At 71.4% G+C, this 15,151-nt stretch carries 14 protein-coding genes; 4 read left to right on the top strand and 10 right to left on the bottom strand.

Going from position 1 to position 15,151, the window contains the following annotated elements; genetic code table 11:
- Nucleotides 1-15: 15 nt before the first annotated feature.
- From gcvP to ABS772_RS02375, 3 genes are all read left to right on the top strand, one after another.
- The gene (gene gcvP / locus ABS772_RS02385) at nt 16-2,862 is read left to right on the top strand and encodes an aminomethyl-transferring glycine dehydrogenase (RefSeq protein WP_350391939.1); all 2,847 of its coding nucleotides are present in this window, start codon (nt 16-18) and stop codon (nt 2,860-2,862) included.
- A 190-nt stretch (nt 2,863-3,052) separates the two neighbouring features.
- Entirely contained in the window at nt 3,053-4,303 is a 1,251-nt protein-coding gene (locus tag ABS772_RS02380; protein WP_350391938.1) for an adenosylmethionine--8-amino-7-oxononanoate transaminase, read from the top strand.
- A gap of 227 nt (nt 4,304-4,530) precedes the next feature.
- Nucleotides 4,531-4,929 (top strand): response regulator, encoded by a 399-nt coding sequence (locus ABS772_RS02375; protein ID WP_238256205.1) that lies wholly within the window; start codon nt 4,531-4,533, stop codon nt 4,927-4,929.
- Here the strand turns inward: ABS772_RS02375 and ABS772_RS02370 are convergent.
- The 6 genes from ABS772_RS02370 to ABS772_RS02345 form a co-directional block, all read right to left on the bottom strand.
- Nucleotides 4,904-5,944, bottom strand: coding sequence for an NAD-dependent epimerase/dehydratase family protein (locus ABS772_RS02370; RefSeq protein WP_350391937.1), 1,041 nt, complete (start codon nt 5,942-5,944; stop codon nt 4,904-4,906). The genes ABS772_RS02375 and ABS772_RS02370 overlap by 26 nt on opposite strands.
- On the bottom strand, nt 5,941-6,474 hold the full coding sequence (locus tag ABS772_RS02365; RefSeq protein WP_350391936.1) for a dTDP-4-dehydrorhamnose 3,5-epimerase family protein: 534 nt from the start codon (nt 6,472-6,474) through the stop codon (nt 5,941-5,943). The genes ABS772_RS02370 and ABS772_RS02365 overlap by 4 nt, the downstream gene beginning before the upstream one ends.
- Before the next feature lie 184 nt (nt 6,475-6,658).
- Nucleotides 6,659-7,888: a class I SAM-dependent methyltransferase gene (locus ABS772_RS02360; protein WP_350391935.1), complete on the bottom strand. Its 1,230-nt coding sequence runs from the start codon at nt 7,886-7,888 to the stop codon at nt 6,659-6,661.
- Entirely contained in the window at nt 7,885-8,991 is a 1,107-nt protein-coding gene (gene rfbG, locus ABS772_RS02355) for a CDP-glucose 4,6-dehydratase (protein WP_350391934.1), read from the bottom strand. Before rfbG ends, ABS772_RS02360 begins: the two co-directional genes overlap by 4 nt.
- Nucleotides 8,991-9,758 carry a glucose-1-phosphate cytidylyltransferase gene (rfbF, locus tag ABS772_RS02350; RefSeq protein WP_350391933.1) on the bottom strand — a complete coding sequence of 256 codons (768 nt, stop codon included), beginning with the start codon at nt 9,756-9,758 and terminating at the stop codon, nt 8,991-8,993. The genes rfbG and rfbF overlap by 1 nt, the downstream gene beginning before the upstream one ends.
- 31 nt (nt 9,759-9,789) lie before the next feature.
- On the bottom strand, nt 9,790-11,973 hold the full coding sequence (locus ABS772_RS02345) for a glycosyltransferase (RefSeq protein ID WP_350391932.1): 2,184 nt from the start codon (nt 11,971-11,973) through the stop codon (nt 9,790-9,792).
- 245 nt (nt 11,974-12,218) lie between these two features.
- Here ABS772_RS02345 and ABS772_RS02340 point away from each other — a divergent pair, with 245 nt between their 5' ends.
- Nucleotides 12,219-12,869: a MarR family winged helix-turn-helix transcriptional regulator gene (locus ABS772_RS02340; protein ID WP_350391931.1), complete on the top strand. Its 651-nt coding sequence runs from the start codon at nt 12,219-12,221 to the stop codon at nt 12,867-12,869.
- 409 nt (nt 12,870-13,278) lie between these two features.
- On the opposite strand, the gene ABS772_RS02335 is transcribed toward ABS772_RS02340, so the two are convergent.
- From ABS772_RS02335 to ABS772_RS02320, 4 genes are all read right to left on the bottom strand, one after another.
- Nucleotides 13,279-13,605 (bottom strand): hypothetical protein, encoded by a 327-nt coding sequence (locus tag ABS772_RS02335; RefSeq protein WP_350391930.1) that lies wholly within the window; start codon nt 13,603-13,605, stop codon nt 13,279-13,281.
- On the bottom strand, nt 13,602-13,889 hold the full coding sequence (locus ABS772_RS02330; protein WP_350391929.1) for a hypothetical protein: 288 nt from the start codon (nt 13,887-13,889) through the stop codon (nt 13,602-13,604). Before ABS772_RS02330 ends, ABS772_RS02335 begins: the two co-directional genes overlap by 4 nt.
- 168 nt (nt 13,890-14,057) lie before the next feature.
- On the bottom strand, nt 14,058-14,714 hold the full coding sequence (locus ABS772_RS02325; RefSeq protein WP_350391961.1) for a M15 family metallopeptidase: 657 nt from the start codon (nt 14,712-14,714) through the stop codon (nt 14,058-14,060).
- Nucleotides 14,714-15,151, bottom strand: coding sequence for an EamA family transporter (locus tag ABS772_RS02320; RefSeq protein WP_350391928.1), 438 nt, complete (start codon nt 15,149-15,151; stop codon nt 14,714-14,716). The genes ABS772_RS02325 and ABS772_RS02320 overlap by 1 nt, the downstream gene beginning before the upstream one ends.

Genomic DNA, 15,151 nt, shown 5'->3' with positions numbered 1-15,151 from the left:
CCCGAGAGGCATCCCATGAAATACGATCGCCACGATCCCTTCGATTTTGCCGCCCGGCGCCATATCGGCCCGAAGCTGTCCGAGATCGACCAGATGCTCGAGACCGTCGGCGCCGGGTCGCTGCACGCGCTGATCGACGAGACGCTGCCCCCCGACATCCGGCAGGCGGAGTACATCGATTTCGGAGTCTCGCTCACCGAGCGGCGCTCGCTCGAAAAGCTGCGCGCGACCGCGAACAAGAACCGGCTCCTCGTCTCGCTGATCGGCCAGGGCTATCACGGCACGACGATGCCGCCGGCGATCCAGCGCAACATCTTCGAGAACCCGGCCTGGTACACCGCCTACTCGCCCTACCAGCCCGAGATCAGCCAGGGACGCCTCGAGGCGCTGCTGAATTTCCAGACGCTCGTCTGCGACCTCACCGCCCTCGACGTCGCCAACGCTTCGCTGCTCGACGAGGCGACCGCGGCCGCGGAGGCCATGGGCATGTCCAAGCGGGTGGCGAAGTCGGACCGGAACGCCTTCTTCGTCGACAAGGACTGCCTGCCCCAGACGCTGGCCGTGCTGCGGACCCGCGCCGCGCCACTCGGCTGGGAGATCGTGGTCGGCGATCCCTTGACGGACCTCGACCCCTCCGCCGTCTTCGGGGCGCTGTTCCAGTATCCCGGCGTCAACGGCGCGGTTCACGACTTTTCGCAGGCAATCATCGCGCTGCATGAGGCCGGGGCGCTCGCCGTGGTCGCCGCCGACCCGCTGGCGCTGACGCTCCTGAAAGCGCCGGGCGAGATGGGCGCCGACATCGCCGTCGGCTCGATGCAGCGCTACGGCGTGCCGATGGGCTATGGCGGCCCGCACGCCGCCTACATGGCGACCCGCGACGCCCACAAGCGGGCGCTGCCCGGCCGCATCGTCGGCGTCTCGGTCGATGCCCGCGGCAACCGCTCGTATCGCCTCGCGCTCCAGACCCGCGAGCAGCATATCCGCCGTGAGAAGGCGACTTCGAACATCTGCACCAGCCAGGTGCTGCTCGCGGTCATCGCCTCGATGTTCGCGGTCTATCACGGGCCGGCGGGGCTGAAGGCCATCGCCCGCCGCGTCCACCGCGACGCGGTGCGCCTTGCCGAGGGGCTGGAACAGCTCGGCTTCACGGTCGAGCCGCAGCATTTCTTCGACACGATCACCGTAAAGGTCGGCGCATTCCAGGGCGTGATCCTGCGCAGCGCCGTCGAGAACGGGGTGAACCTGCGGAAAATCGGCACCGACCGCATCGGCATCAGCGTCGATCAGCGCACCCGGCCCGATATCATTCAGGCGGTGTGGCGCGCCTTCGGCGGGACGGACCTGCCCTACGACGAGGCCTATCCCGAGCCGCGCCTGCCGGCCGAACTGGAGCGGACCTCGGAATACCTCACCCACCCGATCTTCCACATGAACCGGGCCGAGAGCGAGATGACGCGCTACATGCGCCGCCTCGCGGATCGCGACCTCGCCCTCGACCGGGCGATGATCCCGCTCGGCTCCTGCACGATGAAGCTCAACGCCACCGCCGAGATGCTGCCGGTCTCCTGGCCGGAATTCTCGGAGCTGCACCCGTTCGTGCCGGAGGATCAGGCGCTGGGTTACAAGGAACTGATCGACGATCTCAGCCAGAAGCTCTGCGCCATCACCGGCTACGACGCGATCTCGATGCAGCCGAATTCGGGCGCGCAGGGGGAATATGCGGGGCTGCTCGCCATCCGCGGCTATCACCTGTCGCGCGGCGAGGGGCACCGTACGGTCTGCCTGATCCCGTCCTCGGCCCACGGCACCAACCCGGCCTCGGCGCAGATGTGCGGCATGAGCGTCGTCGTGGTCGGCGCCGACGCCCACGGCAACATCGACGTCGAGGACTTTTCGCGGAAGGCCGAGCAGCATGCCGACAAGCTGGCGGCCTGCATGATCACCTACCCGTCCACCCACGGGGTGTTCGAGGCGCGGGTGCGCGAGCTCTGCGACATCGTCCATGCCCACGGCGGGCAGGTCTATCTCGACGGCGCCAACCTCAACGCCATGGTCGGGCTGGCCCGGCCCGGCGACATCGGCGCCGACGTCAGCCACCTCAACCTGCACAAGACCTTCTGCATCCCGCATGGCGGCGGCGGGCCGGGCATGGGGCCGATCGGCGTCAAGGCGCACCTGATCCCGTTCCTGCCCTCCGATCCGCGTTCGGGCGAGGAGGGTGCGGTCTCGGCCGCCGCCTTCGGCTCGGCGTCGATCCTGCCGATCTCGTGGAGCTACTGCCTGATGATGGGCGGGCGCGGCCTGACCCAGGCGACGCGGGTGGCGATCCTGAATGCCAACTACATCGCCAAGCGGCTGGAGGGCGCCTACCCGATCCTCTACGCCGGGCGGAACGGGCGCGTGGCGCACGAGTGCATCGTCGATGTCCGCCCCTTCCAGAAGAGCGCGGGGGTCAGCGTCGAGGACATCGCTAAGCGCCTGATCGATTGCGGCTTCCACCCGCCGACCATGAGCTGGCCGGTGGCCGGCACGCTGATGATCGAGCCGACCGAATCCGAGACCAAGGCCGAGATCGACCGCTTCTGCGACGCCATGCTGGCGATCCGGGAGGAGATCCGGGCGATCGAGGAGGGGCGGATGGACCGGGCCGACAACCCGCTCAAGAACGCGCCGCACACGGTGCAGGACCTGATCGGGACCTGGGAGCGGCCTTATTCGCGGGAAGCCGCCTGCTTCCCGTCGGGATCGCTGCGCATGGACAAGTACTGGCCGCCGGTGAACCGCGTCGATAACGCCTACGGCGACCGCAACCTCGTCTGCTCCTGCCCGCCGCCGGAGGCGTATGGCGAGGCGGCGGAGTAGGGCTGCCGCAAACCCCTCTCCCCTCTGCGGGAGAGGGTGGCCCGCGAAGCGGGTCGGGTGAGGGGAGCCATCTTTCCGGAAGGACCTGAGCCGGCCCCTCTCTCGCCTGCTCCGCAGGCACCCTCCCCCGCAGAGGGGGAGGGTTGGTGTTGCGTTTGACTCGTGGCGTGTCCCTCGTCATCCCCGGCGCATGACCGCGCTCGCATCCCAAAAACTCTGGCGCCCCTACACCCAGATGAAGCTTGCCGCGCCGCCGCTGGAGGCGATCGCGACGCGGGGCACGCGCATCACGCTCAAGGGCGGGCGCGAGCTCATCGACGGCATCGCCTCTTGGTGGACCGCCGTCCACGGCTACAACCATCCGTACATCGCGGCCGCGATGGCCGACCAGCTGATGCGCATGCCGCACGTGATGTTCGGCGGCCTCACCCATGCGCCGGCCGAGCGGCTCGGCGCGCGCCTCGCCGCGCTGCTGCCGGGGGAGCTCAACCACGTCTTCTTCACCGATTCCGGCTCGGTCGCCGTCGAGGTCGCCCTGAAGATGGCGGTGCAGCTCTGGCTCAACCGCGGCGAAACCGGCCGCACCCGCGTGCTCGCCTTCCGCGGCGGCTATCACGGCGACACGATGGGCGCGATGTCGGCCTGCGACCCCGAGGAGGGGATGCACCGCCGCTTCGGCGCCTACCTGCCGAGCCAGGTTTTTTGCGACCTGCCCCGCACGGCCGAGCAGGAGGCCGCCCTCGACGCGGCGCTCGCCCGCGACCGCCGCGAACTCGCGGCGGTGATCGTCGAGCCGCTGGTACAGGGCGCGGGCGGAATGCTGACGCATCCGCCGGAGGTGCTGGCGACCGTCGCGCGGCTCGCCCGGCGCCACGGCCTGCCGCTCATCGCCGACGAGATCTTCACCGGGTTCGGCCGAACCGGCACGATGTTCGCCTGCGAGCAGGCGGGTATCGTGCCCGATATCCTCTGCCTGTCGAAGGCGCTGACCGGCGGCACGATGGCGCTCGCCGCGACCGTCGCCACCACCGAGATCTTCTCCGCCTTCTGGTCCGACGACCCCGCGGCGGCGCTGATGCACGGCCCGACCTTCATGGCCAACCCGCTCGCCTGCGCGGCGGCCAATGCCAGCCTCGACCTGTTCGAGACCGAGCCGCGCCTGGAACAGGCCCGCGCCATCGCCGCGCGCCTGGAGGAGGGCCTCGCGCCCCTGCGCCGGCTCGCCGGCGTGCGGGACGTGCGGGTGCTCGGCGCCGTCGGCGCGGTACAGTTCGCCGGCCCGCCCGACCTCGCCGAGCTCAAGCGGCGCCTCGTCGAGCGCGGCGTCTGGGTCCGCCCGTTCGGGGACATCGTCTACCTCACCCCCGCGCTCACCATCGATGCGGACGACCTCGACCGACTGATCGCGGCGGTGACGGCGGTGACCGAGGCCACCGCCTGACGTTTCCCGCGCCCGTCCCCAGGGCCCGAAGCTTGCAGGCTTGCCCGGCGGTGAAGCGAAGGGCACCCTCTGTCGGGACCCTGCAACCCGCAGCGGGGTTACTCGTTGGATCATCGCAGCGCAGCGGGTCCCGGCACGGGAAACGGCCAAGTCTGCAAACAACGGGTCTGCGAACAACAAGTCTGCGAACAACTTGGGTCGCTGGAGCAAATCGGGGAGAGCTTAAGGTGGCGAGCCAGACCGAGACGACGAATTTGGAAGCCGACCGTCCCGTCATCCTCATCGTCGAGGACGAGGCCCTGACCATCATGGACCTCGGCGATGTGCTGGAGGAGGGGGGCTACGACACCGTCCAATGCGCCTCCGCCGAGCGCGCCCTCTCCATCCTGCAGGCGCGGCCGGATATCTGCGGCCTCGTGACCGACGTGCAGCTCTCGGGCCGGGTCGACGGGTTCGAGCTGGCGAATTCGGTCGCCCAGGCCCGGCCGAACCTGCCGATCCTGATCGTGTCCGGCCGCGCCTCGCCCGATCCCGAGCGCATGCCGGAGGGTGCTCAGTTCATCGCCCGTCCCTGCGCGGGCGAGGACATCCTGGCCCGCCTCAAGGGGCTGATGCCGCAGTGCTGAGCACGGCGCGCCAGGCCGCCACCGTCGCCGCCAGACCCTGATCCAGGCTGGTGCCCGGGGAAAAGCCGGCTTCGTCGGTCAAGCGTCGGATGTCGGCCTCGATGCAGGCCGGCTCCGTGGGTCCGAGCGGGCGGGCGCCGAAATCGATCAGTTCCGGGCGGCCGGTGAGCGCGCCGATCGTCCGCAGGATGTCGCGCACCGCGACGGCCTCGCCCGAGCCGATGTTGACGGGTCCCTCGACGGGCGAGTCCAGCAGGGTGGCGAACGCCATCCCGGCGTCGGCCACGTGCAGAAAATCGCGCCGCTGCCGGCCCTCGCTGGTGGAGAGGCGCTGGCCCGCGAGCAGCGCCCGCGCCGCATCGCCGACGAGCCGGCCCGCCGTCTCGCCCGGACCGTAGAGGTAGAACAGCCGCCCCCAGGCCAGGGAGAGGCCGGCGGTCGCCGCGTAGGCCGCGAGGATGCGGCGCAGGCCGTCCTTGGCGGCGCCGTAGAGCGTCGCGGGATGGCAGGGGGCGGATTCGGTGAAGCGGCCGATGGACGCCGTCTGTCCCCTCTCCCTTGTGGGGAGGGGAACGGGGTGGGGGTCGTTCCGGAAGGGGCGTTGCGGTGCCTCCTGCACCACCCCCACCTCCAGCTCCTCCCCACAAGGGGGAGGAGAGGTGACCGTCCAATCGTACTCCGCGCAGGTCCCGGCCACGACAGCACGGCCACCCCCCGCCTCGCGGAACGTGCGCACGAGGTCGAGGCTCGCCGCGGTCCAGTCGAGGTTGTCCGGTGCCTGCCAGTAGCGGCCGGGCGTGGTGACCCAGGCGAGGTGGAGAAGGTGGCTCGCACCCGTTGCCTGCACGGCGGCGCGTCTCTGGGCCGGGTCCAGCAGGTCCGCGGTGTGGAAGGCGTGCGCGCCCGCTGGCGGCGTCCGCCCGATCGCGTGGACCTCGAAGCCGCGGGCGATCAGCGCGGGGATCGCGTGGCGGCCGACGAAGCCGGCCCCGCCGGTGACGAGAACCCGCTTCACCGCCCCGCCCAATCGGGAAAGGCGAGGTCGCGGGCCGCGATCACCGTGACCGGCTCGGGCCAGGCGAGGGCGAAGGCGGGATCGTCCCAGCGCACCCCGTCGGCGGCGGTCGCCACGAACGGGCGGTCGATCATGTAGAGGATCTCCGCGTCGTCGGTGAGCGTCTGAAAGCCGTGGGCGAGGCCCGCCGGGATGTAGAGGGCGTGGCGGTTCGCGGCCGAGAGGGCCACCGAGGCGGTGCGGAGATAGGTCGGCGAGCCGGGCCGCAGGTCGATCACCGCGTCGTGGATGGCGCCGGCGGTGCAGCGCACGAGCTTCGTTTCGGCTTGGGGCATTCTCGAAAAATGCATCCCGCGCACGGTGCCGCGGCGGTGGTTGAACGACACGCTCGACTGCGTGAAGCGCCCGACCAAACCGCGCTCGGCGAACTCGCTCTCGCACTGGGTGCGGGCGAAGAAGCCGCGCTCGTCGGCGTGCGGCTCGGGCACGACGCGGAACAGGCCGGGAAGGTCGAGTTCCTCGAAGATCATGGGAAGCGGGGGCCCGCTTGCGAAGGCACGGCCGATCCCAGTCTCATCCTCATCCTGAGGTGGCGGCGCGACGCGGCGCCCTCGAAGGATCCTCCAGCCAGCCGCGCGATGTCTGGACGATCCTTCGAGGCCGCTTCGCGGCACCTCAGGATGAGGCGGCGGGCGGGACGGCCGGACGGCATCATCAGAACACCGTCAGTTCGGGGATCGCCACGGCGAAGCGCCCGCCCCATTCGCGGATCGCCGCCATCTCCCCGGCGATCTCGTCCTTGAGGTTCCAGGGCAGGATCAGCACCGTGTCGGGGCGCATCGCCAACAGCTCCTCGGGCGAGACCACGGGGATGCGGCTGCCGGGCAGCCACGTGTCCTGCTTGTGCGGCGAGCGGTCGGCGACCGCCCGGATCAGCTCCGGGCCGATCCCGCAATAGTTGAGGAAGGTGTTGCCCTTGGCCGCCGCGCCGTAGGCGCAGACCGTGCGGCCCGCCGCCCGCTCCTCGATCAGGAAGCGCAGGGCCGCGCATTTGATGTCGGCCACCGCCGCCCCGAAGCCGTCGTAGCCGGAGAGGTCGAACAGGTTCGCACCCCACTCGCTGAGCACCACCTGCTCCAGCGCCGGAGTCGGTCGATGCGCGGCCGCCTCGTGGCAGGCGAAGACGCGCAGCGAGCCGCCATGGGTCGGCCATTCCTCGACGTCGAACACCCGCAGGCCCTGCCGGCGCAGGAGTCCGATCACCACGCCGAGGGAGAGGTAGGAGAAGTGCTCGTGGTAGATCGTGTCGAACTGCCGGCTCTCGATCATCCGCAGGAGGTGCGGAAACTCGAAGGTCGCGACCCCTTCCGGCTTCAGGATCTCGGCGAAGCCCGCCGTGAAGTCGAGGATGTCGGGCACGTGGGCGAGCACGTTGTTGGCCGCCGTCAGGTCGGCCCTGTGCCCGGCCGCGGCGAGCCGCCGGGCGGTGTCGCGGCCGAAGAAGGCGACCTCCGTCGGCACGCCGCGCTCGACCGCGACGCGGGCGACGTTGGCCGCCGGCTCGACGCCGAGCACCGGCACGCCCCGGGCGACGAAGTATTGCAGCAGGTAGCCGTCGTTGCTCGCGACCTCAACGACCTGGCTCTGCGGCCCGAGGCCGAAGCGCTCGATCATCGCGGCGACGTAGGCTTCCGCGTGCCGCAGCCAGCCGGCGGAGAAGCCGGAGAAGTAGGCGTAATCGGAAAAGATCGCCTCGGGGCTCTCGAAGGCTTCGAGCTGCACCAGCCAGCAGGCGTCGCAGACATAGGCGTGGAGCGGGTGGAAGACCTCGCCGCGGTGGCGCCGCTCCGGCGTGACGTAGGAATTGGCGAGCGGCGACAGGCCGAGATCGCAGAAGGTCCGGGTGAGGGCGGCGCCGCAGGCGCGGCAGGTCGGGGCGGTCACACGTCGACTCCGGCGTTTGCTCCAGGCTGGCCCAGCGCCTCGTAGCGCGCGATCTCGGCCTCGACCAGGGCGCGGCGATCGGCGCCGGCGGCGGCCGCGCGGTACCACGCGGCGGTCCAGTCCAGCGCCGTGTCGAGGGTGAGCCGCCGGTCCCAACCGAGGCGGGCGCGGGCCTTGGAGGCATCGACCTTGAGATAGGTCGCCTCGTGCGGATGGGTTTTCTCGGACAGGTGCCAGCCGGCCTTCCCGCCCCAGCCGCGGGCCAGCCGCTCGACGAGGTCGGAGACGGGCCGGCAATCCTCGTCCGCCGGTCCGAGGTTCCAGCCCTCCGCGAAGCGTTCGCCGTCCGTGCCCGCGAGGCATTCGGCCAGCCGCAGGTAGCCGGCGAGCGGCTCCAGCACGTGCTGCCAGGGGCGGATCGCGTGGGGGGCGCGGATCTCGACCGATTCTCCGGCCTCGAAGGCGCGCACGATGTCGGGGATCAGCCGGTCGAGCGAATGATCGCCGCCGCCGATGACGTTGCCGGCCCGGGCGCTGGCGATCCGCGCCGGGTGGCCGCCCGCGCCGAAGAACGAGGCGCGGTAGGCGCCCGTCACGAGCTCGGCGCAGCCCTTCGAGGCGCTGTAGGGGTCGCGCCCGCCCATCGCCTCGGTCTCGCGATAGGCGTAGGGCCATTCGCGGTTCTCGTAGGCCTTGTCGCTCGTCACCACGACCACGGCGCGCACGCCCGGCGCCGCCCGCACCGCCTCCAGCAGGTGAACGGTGCCCATGGTGTTGACCGCGAAGGTCCCGACCGGATCGGCGTAGGAGGGCCGTACCAGGGCCTGCGCCGCCATGTGGATCACGATCTCGGGCTCTGCCGCCGCCACCGCGTCCACCAGCGCCGGCAGATCGCGGATGTCGCCGATGCGCGAGCGTTCGGGCGGGAAGCCGATCGCGTCGAACAGGTTCGGGCGGGTCTCAGGGCTGAGGGCGAAGCCGGTCACCCGCGCGCCGAGGCGGGCGAGCCACAGGCTCAGCCACGCGCCCTTGAAGCCGGTATGCCCGGTGAGCAGCACGCGCCGGCCCGCCCAGAAGGCGGGATCGGGGTTGAGCGCGGCCATCACCACACCTTCCAGGGGGCGTCGCCCTTTGCCCAGAGTTCTTCGAGGTGCTTCTTGTCGCGAAGCGTATCCATCGCCTGCCAGAAGCCGTGATGGTGGTAGGCGTGGAGCTGCCCCTCGCGGGCAAGGCTCTCCAGGGGCTCGTTCTCCCAGACGGTGGCATCGCCCGCGATCCGGTCGAGCACGCGCGGCGAGAGCACGAAGAAGCCGCCGTTGATGGTGGCCCCGTCGCCCGCCGGCTTCTCGCGGAAACTGCGGACCGCGTCGCCGTCGAGGTCGAGGGCGCCGAAGCGGCCCGGCGGCACCACCGCCGTCAGGGTGGCGAGGCGGCCGTGCGCCCGGTGGAAGGCGGCCAAGGCGGTGAGGTCGATATCGGCGACGCCGTCGCCGTAGGTCATGAAGAAGTCGTCGTCGCCGAGATAGTCGCGCACCCGCTTGAGCCGCCCGCCGGTCATGGTGGCGTCGCCCGTCTCGATCAGCGAGACCTTCCATTCCTCGGCCGCCGAGCGGTGGAACTCGACATGGCCGCGGCCGAGGTCGAGCGTGACGTCGCTCAGGTGCAGGCGGTAGTTCAGGAAGAATTCCTTGATGACGTAGCCCTTGTAGCCGAGGCAGATCACGAACTCGGTGACGCCGTGGGCGGCGAAGATCTGCATGATGTGCCAGAGGATCGGCCGTCCGCCGATCTCCAGCATCGGCTTGGGGCGCACCACGGTCTCCTCCGAGAGCCGCGTGCCGAGCCCACCCGCGAGGATCACGGCCTTCACCGGCGGCCTCCGAGTTCGTGTGTCGTCGCCATCATCGCCACGCCTCTACCATGCGCGCCGCGGCTTGCGGAAACCGCTCCGCGTCGAGTTCGAAGGCGGGCGGGCGGATGCCGAACGGGTCGGGGTAGTACGGGTCGCGGGCGAGGCGCGCGCCCCAGCGCTTGCGGAAGCGGGCCTGCTCGGCGGGGTCGACGGTCGGGATGCGGTTGCGGCTCTCGTAATGGTGCAGGCTCGCTTGCCCGCAATAGACCGTGCGCAGACCGCGCTCGCCGAGCCGAAGGCAGAGATCGATGTCGTTGTAGTTGATGGCGTAACCCTCGTCGAAGCCTCCGATGGCCTCGAAATCGGTTCGGCCCACCATCACGCAGGCGCCGGTCACGGCGAGGTAGTTGCGGTTGGCGAGCGTGGATCCGCGATAGCCCGTGTCGTCGCCCGGAGAGCCGCGGCGGACATGGTCCGGCAGGCCCTCGCCGAAGACCACGCCCGCATGCTGCAGGCTGCCGTCCTCGAACAGGAGTTTCGGGCCGACCGCGCCGACGCCGGGGATGGCGAGCTGCACCAGCATCGCCTCGATCCAGTCCGGCGTGATGACGCTGATGTCGTCGTTGAGGAAGACCAACACTTCGCCCGTCGCCGCCCGCGCGCCGAGATTCATCTTGGCGGCCACGTTGAAGACCGGCTCGCTCCAGGTGACGGTGCGCGCGCCGAAGCGCCCAACCGCCGCCCGCGTCGGCGGACGCAGATCGCCGTTATCGACCGCCACGATCTCGATGCTGTCGTAGGTGCCCGTCTCGCGGATGCTGGCGAGACAGGCGGCCAGAAGATCGACTGGGCGTCCGCCGATGGTGCTGTCGCGCCCGGCGGTCGGGATCACGATCGAGACGAGCGGTCGCGTCGCGAGCGCGCGCCGCAGGGCGAAATGCTCGGGCGCCAGCACCCGGACGCTGTCCAGCGCGCCGGTGCGCCGGGCGCGTCGGGCGAGCGCGCGGGCGGCGGCTTCCGGGTCGGGCGCGGCGGCGCGGCGGTGACAGAGCACCTGCGCGACGTGCCCGACGCGCTCGCTCCGCTCGGTCAGGCGCAGCGCGAGGTCGTAATCGGCCGTGCCCTCGCTCTCGCCCGGAAACCCGCCGACCGCCCGCACCAGGGCGGTGCGGCAGAGGGCGAGGCCGCCGATGTAGAAGCCGCCCTCGAGCGTCTCGGGCGACCAGTCCGGCTTGAAGACCGGATCGCAGCGCGCCCCGTCCGGCCCGATCCGGTCCTCGTCGGAATAGAGCAGGTCGAGATTGGGCTCGCGCGCGAGCCGCCGGACGAGGGCGAGGAGGGCGTGGGGGGCGAGCCGGGTGCCGGGCTCCACCGTGGCGAGATGGGAGCCGCGCGCCTGCGCCAGCGCAGCGTCGAGGGAGGCCGCGGTGCCGCCGGCCGGCGGGAGCAGGCGGATGCGGCCGTCCTCCTCCGCCAGCGCCTGGAGCGCGGCCGACGGCGCGGCCGCGAGGCACAGTTCCCAATCCGGGTAGATCTGCGCCCGCAGACTCGCGAGCGTCTCCGCGAGGGGAGCCGGATCGGTGCCGCCCGCCGCCATGAGGAGCGAGATCAGCGGGCGCTCCGGCAGGGCCGCGACCTGCGCGCGAAGGGCGTCCGGCGTGGGCAAAGCCTTCGCCTCCACCGCCTCGATCCAGGCGGCGTAGCTGGCGGGCGGGCGGCGGGTCTCGGCGGCGCGGGTGAGTCGGCGCCAGATCTCCCGCGGCGGCACGCTGCGCACCAGGCCGAGAGCGCGCCGCAGAAGGCGCAGCGGCCGGCGTTCCTGCGGCGGCAGCCGTTCGATGATGGTTCGAGCGGACAGGATCGACGCCTCGATCCGGCCCGCCGGCTCGACCCGAACGGCGTCGAGGCGGAAGCGCGGGCCCGCCTCGGCGGCCTCCAGGCGCAGGGCGCGGGTGCCGGGCGGCAGGCAGATCAGGTCGTCGGTGCCGTCCGCCCGCATCGTGAGTCGGTAGCGGCGCGGCTCGGATTCGCCCGCCGCCTCGACGGCGAGCACCGGCCGCACCGATTCCGGACGGCAGCGAAAGCGGATACGCCTGCCCGACATGGCGGCCACCGCCGGGGCCGGACCGAGGGCGAAGACCGGATCGGGACCGGTCGCGGTCCAGGGCTCGCCGTCTGCGGGCCGGCGCAGGTCGCGCAGAGGATAGAGGCCGAGCGACTCGCGGCGCGTCATCGGATCGGCCCGTTGTCTCGGAGGCGGTGGAAGCTCATGCGGCGCCGGAATCCATGAAATCGGCCGCGCCGTGAAGCGATTTCTCGCAAGAGCTGTGTCTTGCCGGTCCACAGGCGGCAAAGCGAGACGTTTCTGTCATCGAAGTTTCATCGCACGTCGGCAGATGCTTGGCGCGCGGGCCGCCCGGAAGGTCTCCTCTCGGGCAGCGTATGAGAGCCCGCGCGTCCGCGAAGGGAAACCTGATCATGTCGGCGGCAAACGAAGCGGTCGCCGTGGTGGCGGCGCACGGCGAGGCCCCCGGTCAGCCGGGTGGTCGAAGCGCGCAGAAGGACAAGGCGGGCAAGACCGTCAAGCGGCTGCGTCCCCCCGCGGCCAAGAGCGTCGGATGGGCGCTGGTCCAGGCGGCGCGGCTCCATCGCGCCCGGGTCGGCGACCGGCTCGCCGAGCTCGACCTGTTCGCCGGCCAGGAGCAGGTGGTGCAGGCCCTCGCCGCCGCCGGCAGCATGACCATGGGCGATCTCGCCGCCACCCTGCGGGTGCGCCCGCCGACCGCCTCCAAGACGATTTCGCGGCTTGCCGCCCTCGGCTTCGTCGAGCGCCGGGCCGAGGCCGGCGACGGGCGCATCGTCCGCGTGCGCCTGACCGAGACCGGGATGGCCAAGGCCGCCGCGATCGAGCGGATCTGGGACGAGGTCGAGGCCGAACTGCTCGACGACTTCGACAACAAGGAGCGCCGCCGCCTGCGCAAGCTCCTGCGCCGCGTCGCCCGCAACCTCGCGGAAGCCGCCGGCGTGACCGGCCACGAGGACGCCGACCACGAACTCGACGGCGAGGCCGACGACGAGGAAGAGGCCCTGCTGGGGCCGGCCGGCTCCGACGCGGTGGCGCAGTCCTAGGGCATCGTGCCGAACGCTGGCTGCCGGATTGTCTGAAACAATTTCCGGCTTATCCGCTCGGTTGCCGGCCGATCCCCCTCTCCCCGCCGGGCGGGGAGAGGCCCGCAGGCACCTTGTCGTGACTGCGGGAAGCGGAGGCGAAGCCGGAGCGGCGGTGAGGGGGTGCTTCCGGAGGAGGCTCCTCCGGCACCGCCCCCTCACCGTCGGCTGCCGCCTCGCCGCGCTCCCCGACGAGGGGGAGACGCGGCCCTCTCCCCGCAGGCGGGGAGAGGGGGACATACCGTCACGACCGGATTGATCAGCCGGAAGAAGTCTTGAGATGACGCGGTAGAGTCGGTGGCGTCCGGGGCAGATCGAACGGACCGCCGCCCGGATCCGTCACAGGATCATCTGATCCCGGCTCCGCGGCTCAGGCGCGCCCGACGGGTACCATGTCGGCGAGGTCGTGCCGGGCGGGGTGGGAGAGCGCGGCGGCCAGCATCGCTTCCAGAACGATGAGGTCGGCCTCCGGATCGGGCTCCCAGCCGCAGGTGCAGTGCCCGTCGGGGCCGTGCGCGGCGGCCACCTGCCGGTAGAGCGTGCCGACGGTGCGCGCGGCCGCCTCGAGCGCCGCCATGACGTGCATCGGCTCCCGCTGCAGCGCCTGCCAGAAGGCGACCGTGAGGGCGCGCTCCAGCGTCCCCTGCGCGTTCCGCTCCGCCGCGCCGGGCGGCGCCGTGACGAGACCGGCGCTCATGCCCGCACCTCCGCCCGAACCCGCGCACGGGCTTCGACCGGCACCAGCCGCGGCGGTGTCGCATCGCCGGGCTCCAGCCCGACGAGCGATTCGAGCCCGCCCCGGCTCAGGCCGAGGGAGGAGCCGTCCCACCACGCGAGCCGTAACGATTCGAGCAGGCCGTCGAGACTCGCGAGCCAGGCGGTCAGGCCGCCGGCACTGTCGCGCGCGGGGGGCAGCGTATCGGCCCGCGAGGGCCACGGGCTGCCGTGCGAAGCGTTCGGGAATATGAAAATGTGCGCCATGGCTTGATCATGGCCATAACTGTAGAGGGCGCGCAAGAGATCTTCAAAACATTGGAAATGCTTCAAAGAATTGCTGTTTTGATCCGTTGCAATGTCGATTTAGAACAATTCGATCTGCTCGAAAAAGACCCTGCCGCGTCTCGGCTTGGGCCGGCCGGGCGCCGCCGATCAGCGGACCGGCTGGTCGAAGGCGGTGTCGGGGAACGGCTCACCCTTGAGGGTGAAGTGCCACCATTCCTGCGCGTAGGGGACGAAGCCGGCGCGAATCATCGCGTCGCGCAGGCGGCGGCGGTTGCGGGCCTGGGCCGGGGTGAGTCCGGAAAAGTCCGTCGCCGAGGCCTCGTCGAACAGGTCGAAGGGCGTGCCCATGTCGAGTTCGGCGCCGTCGGCGCGGCGCACCAGCGTCAGGTCCACGGTCGAGCCGCGGGAATGCGACGAGCGCTCGGCGATGTAGCCGAGGCGAAACAGGTCCGCCTTGTCGGTCCGCGGGTAGTAGGCGGCCTTCATGCGGGTGTCGGCCGGGTCGCGCGCCCAGGCGGCGAAGTCGGCCACCGCCCGGCGCGGGCGGTAGCAGTCGAACACCTTGAGGCCGAGCCCCTCCGGCGCGAGCGAGGACTGGACCGCCGCCAGCGCGCGGGCCGCCTGCGGCGTCAGCAGGCAGCGCGGCGCCTCGTAGCCGGCGATCGGCCGGCCGATGAAGTTGTCGGACCCGGCATAGCGCATGTCGAGGACGAGGCCCGGCACGATACCGGCCGCATCGACGAAGGGGCCGGCCTCGGCGGGCTGGGACGCCGCGAGGGCGAGGCCCGTCACGACGGTGCGCATCAGGCCCGCCATGCCAGCAGCCCCGCGCCGGTCGCGATCAGCCCGACGCCGAGCCAGTGATGGGGCGCGAGGCGCTCGCCGAGGAAGACGACGCCGAACACCGCCACCAGCACGACGCTCAGCTTGTCGAGCGGCGCGACGCGGCCGGCATCGCCCAGCGCCAGCGCCCGGAAGTAGCAGAGCCACGACGCGCCGGTGGCGAGCCCCGACAGGACGAGGAAGACGAGATTTCTGCCGGACACGCGGGCGAGGTCGGGCATCTGCCCCGCGGCGGCGACGATGGCACCTGTCAGCATCAGGATCACCACGGTCCGGATGAAGGTCGCCACATCCGGCGGCACGCCGTCGATCCCGACCTTGGCGAGGATCGCGGTGGCGGCGGCGAACCCGGCCGACAGCAGGGCCCAGAACCGCCAGGACAGGAGCTGATCGCCCAA

The organism is Methylorubrum podarium (assembly GCF_040270385.1).
In the GTDB taxonomy this organism is placed as follows: Bacteria; Pseudomonadota; Alphaproteobacteria; order Rhizobiales; family Beijerinckiaceae; genus Methylobacterium; species Methylobacterium podarium.
Note: the sequence above shows the minus strand (reverse complement) of the source record. Positions and strands in the feature narration are given on the sequence as shown.

What these genes read in the sequence shown, in the direction of transcription:
- ABS772_RS02380 (WP_350391938.1), top strand. Translation starts at nt 3,053, where the DNA reads ATGACCGCGCTCGCATCCCAAAAACTCTGGCGCCCCTACACCCAGATG.
- ABS772_RS02340 (WP_350391931.1), top strand. Translation starts at nt 12,219, where the DNA reads ATGTCGGCGGCAAACGAAGCGGTCGCCGTGGTGGCGGCGCACGGCGAG.
- ABS772_RS02335 (WP_350391930.1), bottom strand. Translation starts at nt 13,605, where the DNA reads ATGAGCGCCGGTCTCGTCACGGCGCCGCCCGGCGCGGCGGAGCGGAAC.
- gcvP (WP_350391939.1), top strand. Translation starts at nt 16, where the DNA reads ATGAAATACGATCGCCACGATCCCTTCGATTTTGCCGCCCGGCGCCAT.
- ABS772_RS02330 (WP_350391929.1), bottom strand. Translation starts at nt 13,889, where the DNA reads ATGGCGCACATTTTCATATTCCCGAACGCTTCGCACGGCAGCCCGTGG.
- ABS772_RS02365 (WP_350391936.1), bottom strand. Translation starts at nt 6,474, where the DNA reads ATGATCTTCGAGGAACTCGACCTTCCCGGCCTGTTCCGCGTCGTGCCC.
- rfbG (WP_350391934.1), bottom strand. Translation starts at nt 8,991, where the DNA reads ATGGCCGCGCTCAACCCCGATCCCGCCTTCTGGGCGGGCCGGCGCGTG.
- ABS772_RS02345 (WP_350391932.1), bottom strand. Translation starts at nt 11,973, where the DNA reads ATGACGCGCCGCGAGTCGCTCGGCCTCTATCCTCTGCGCGACCTGCGC.
- ABS772_RS02325 (WP_350391961.1), bottom strand. Translation starts at nt 14,714, where the DNA reads ATGCGCACCGTCGTGACGGGCCTCGCCCTCGCGGCGTCCCAGCCCGCC.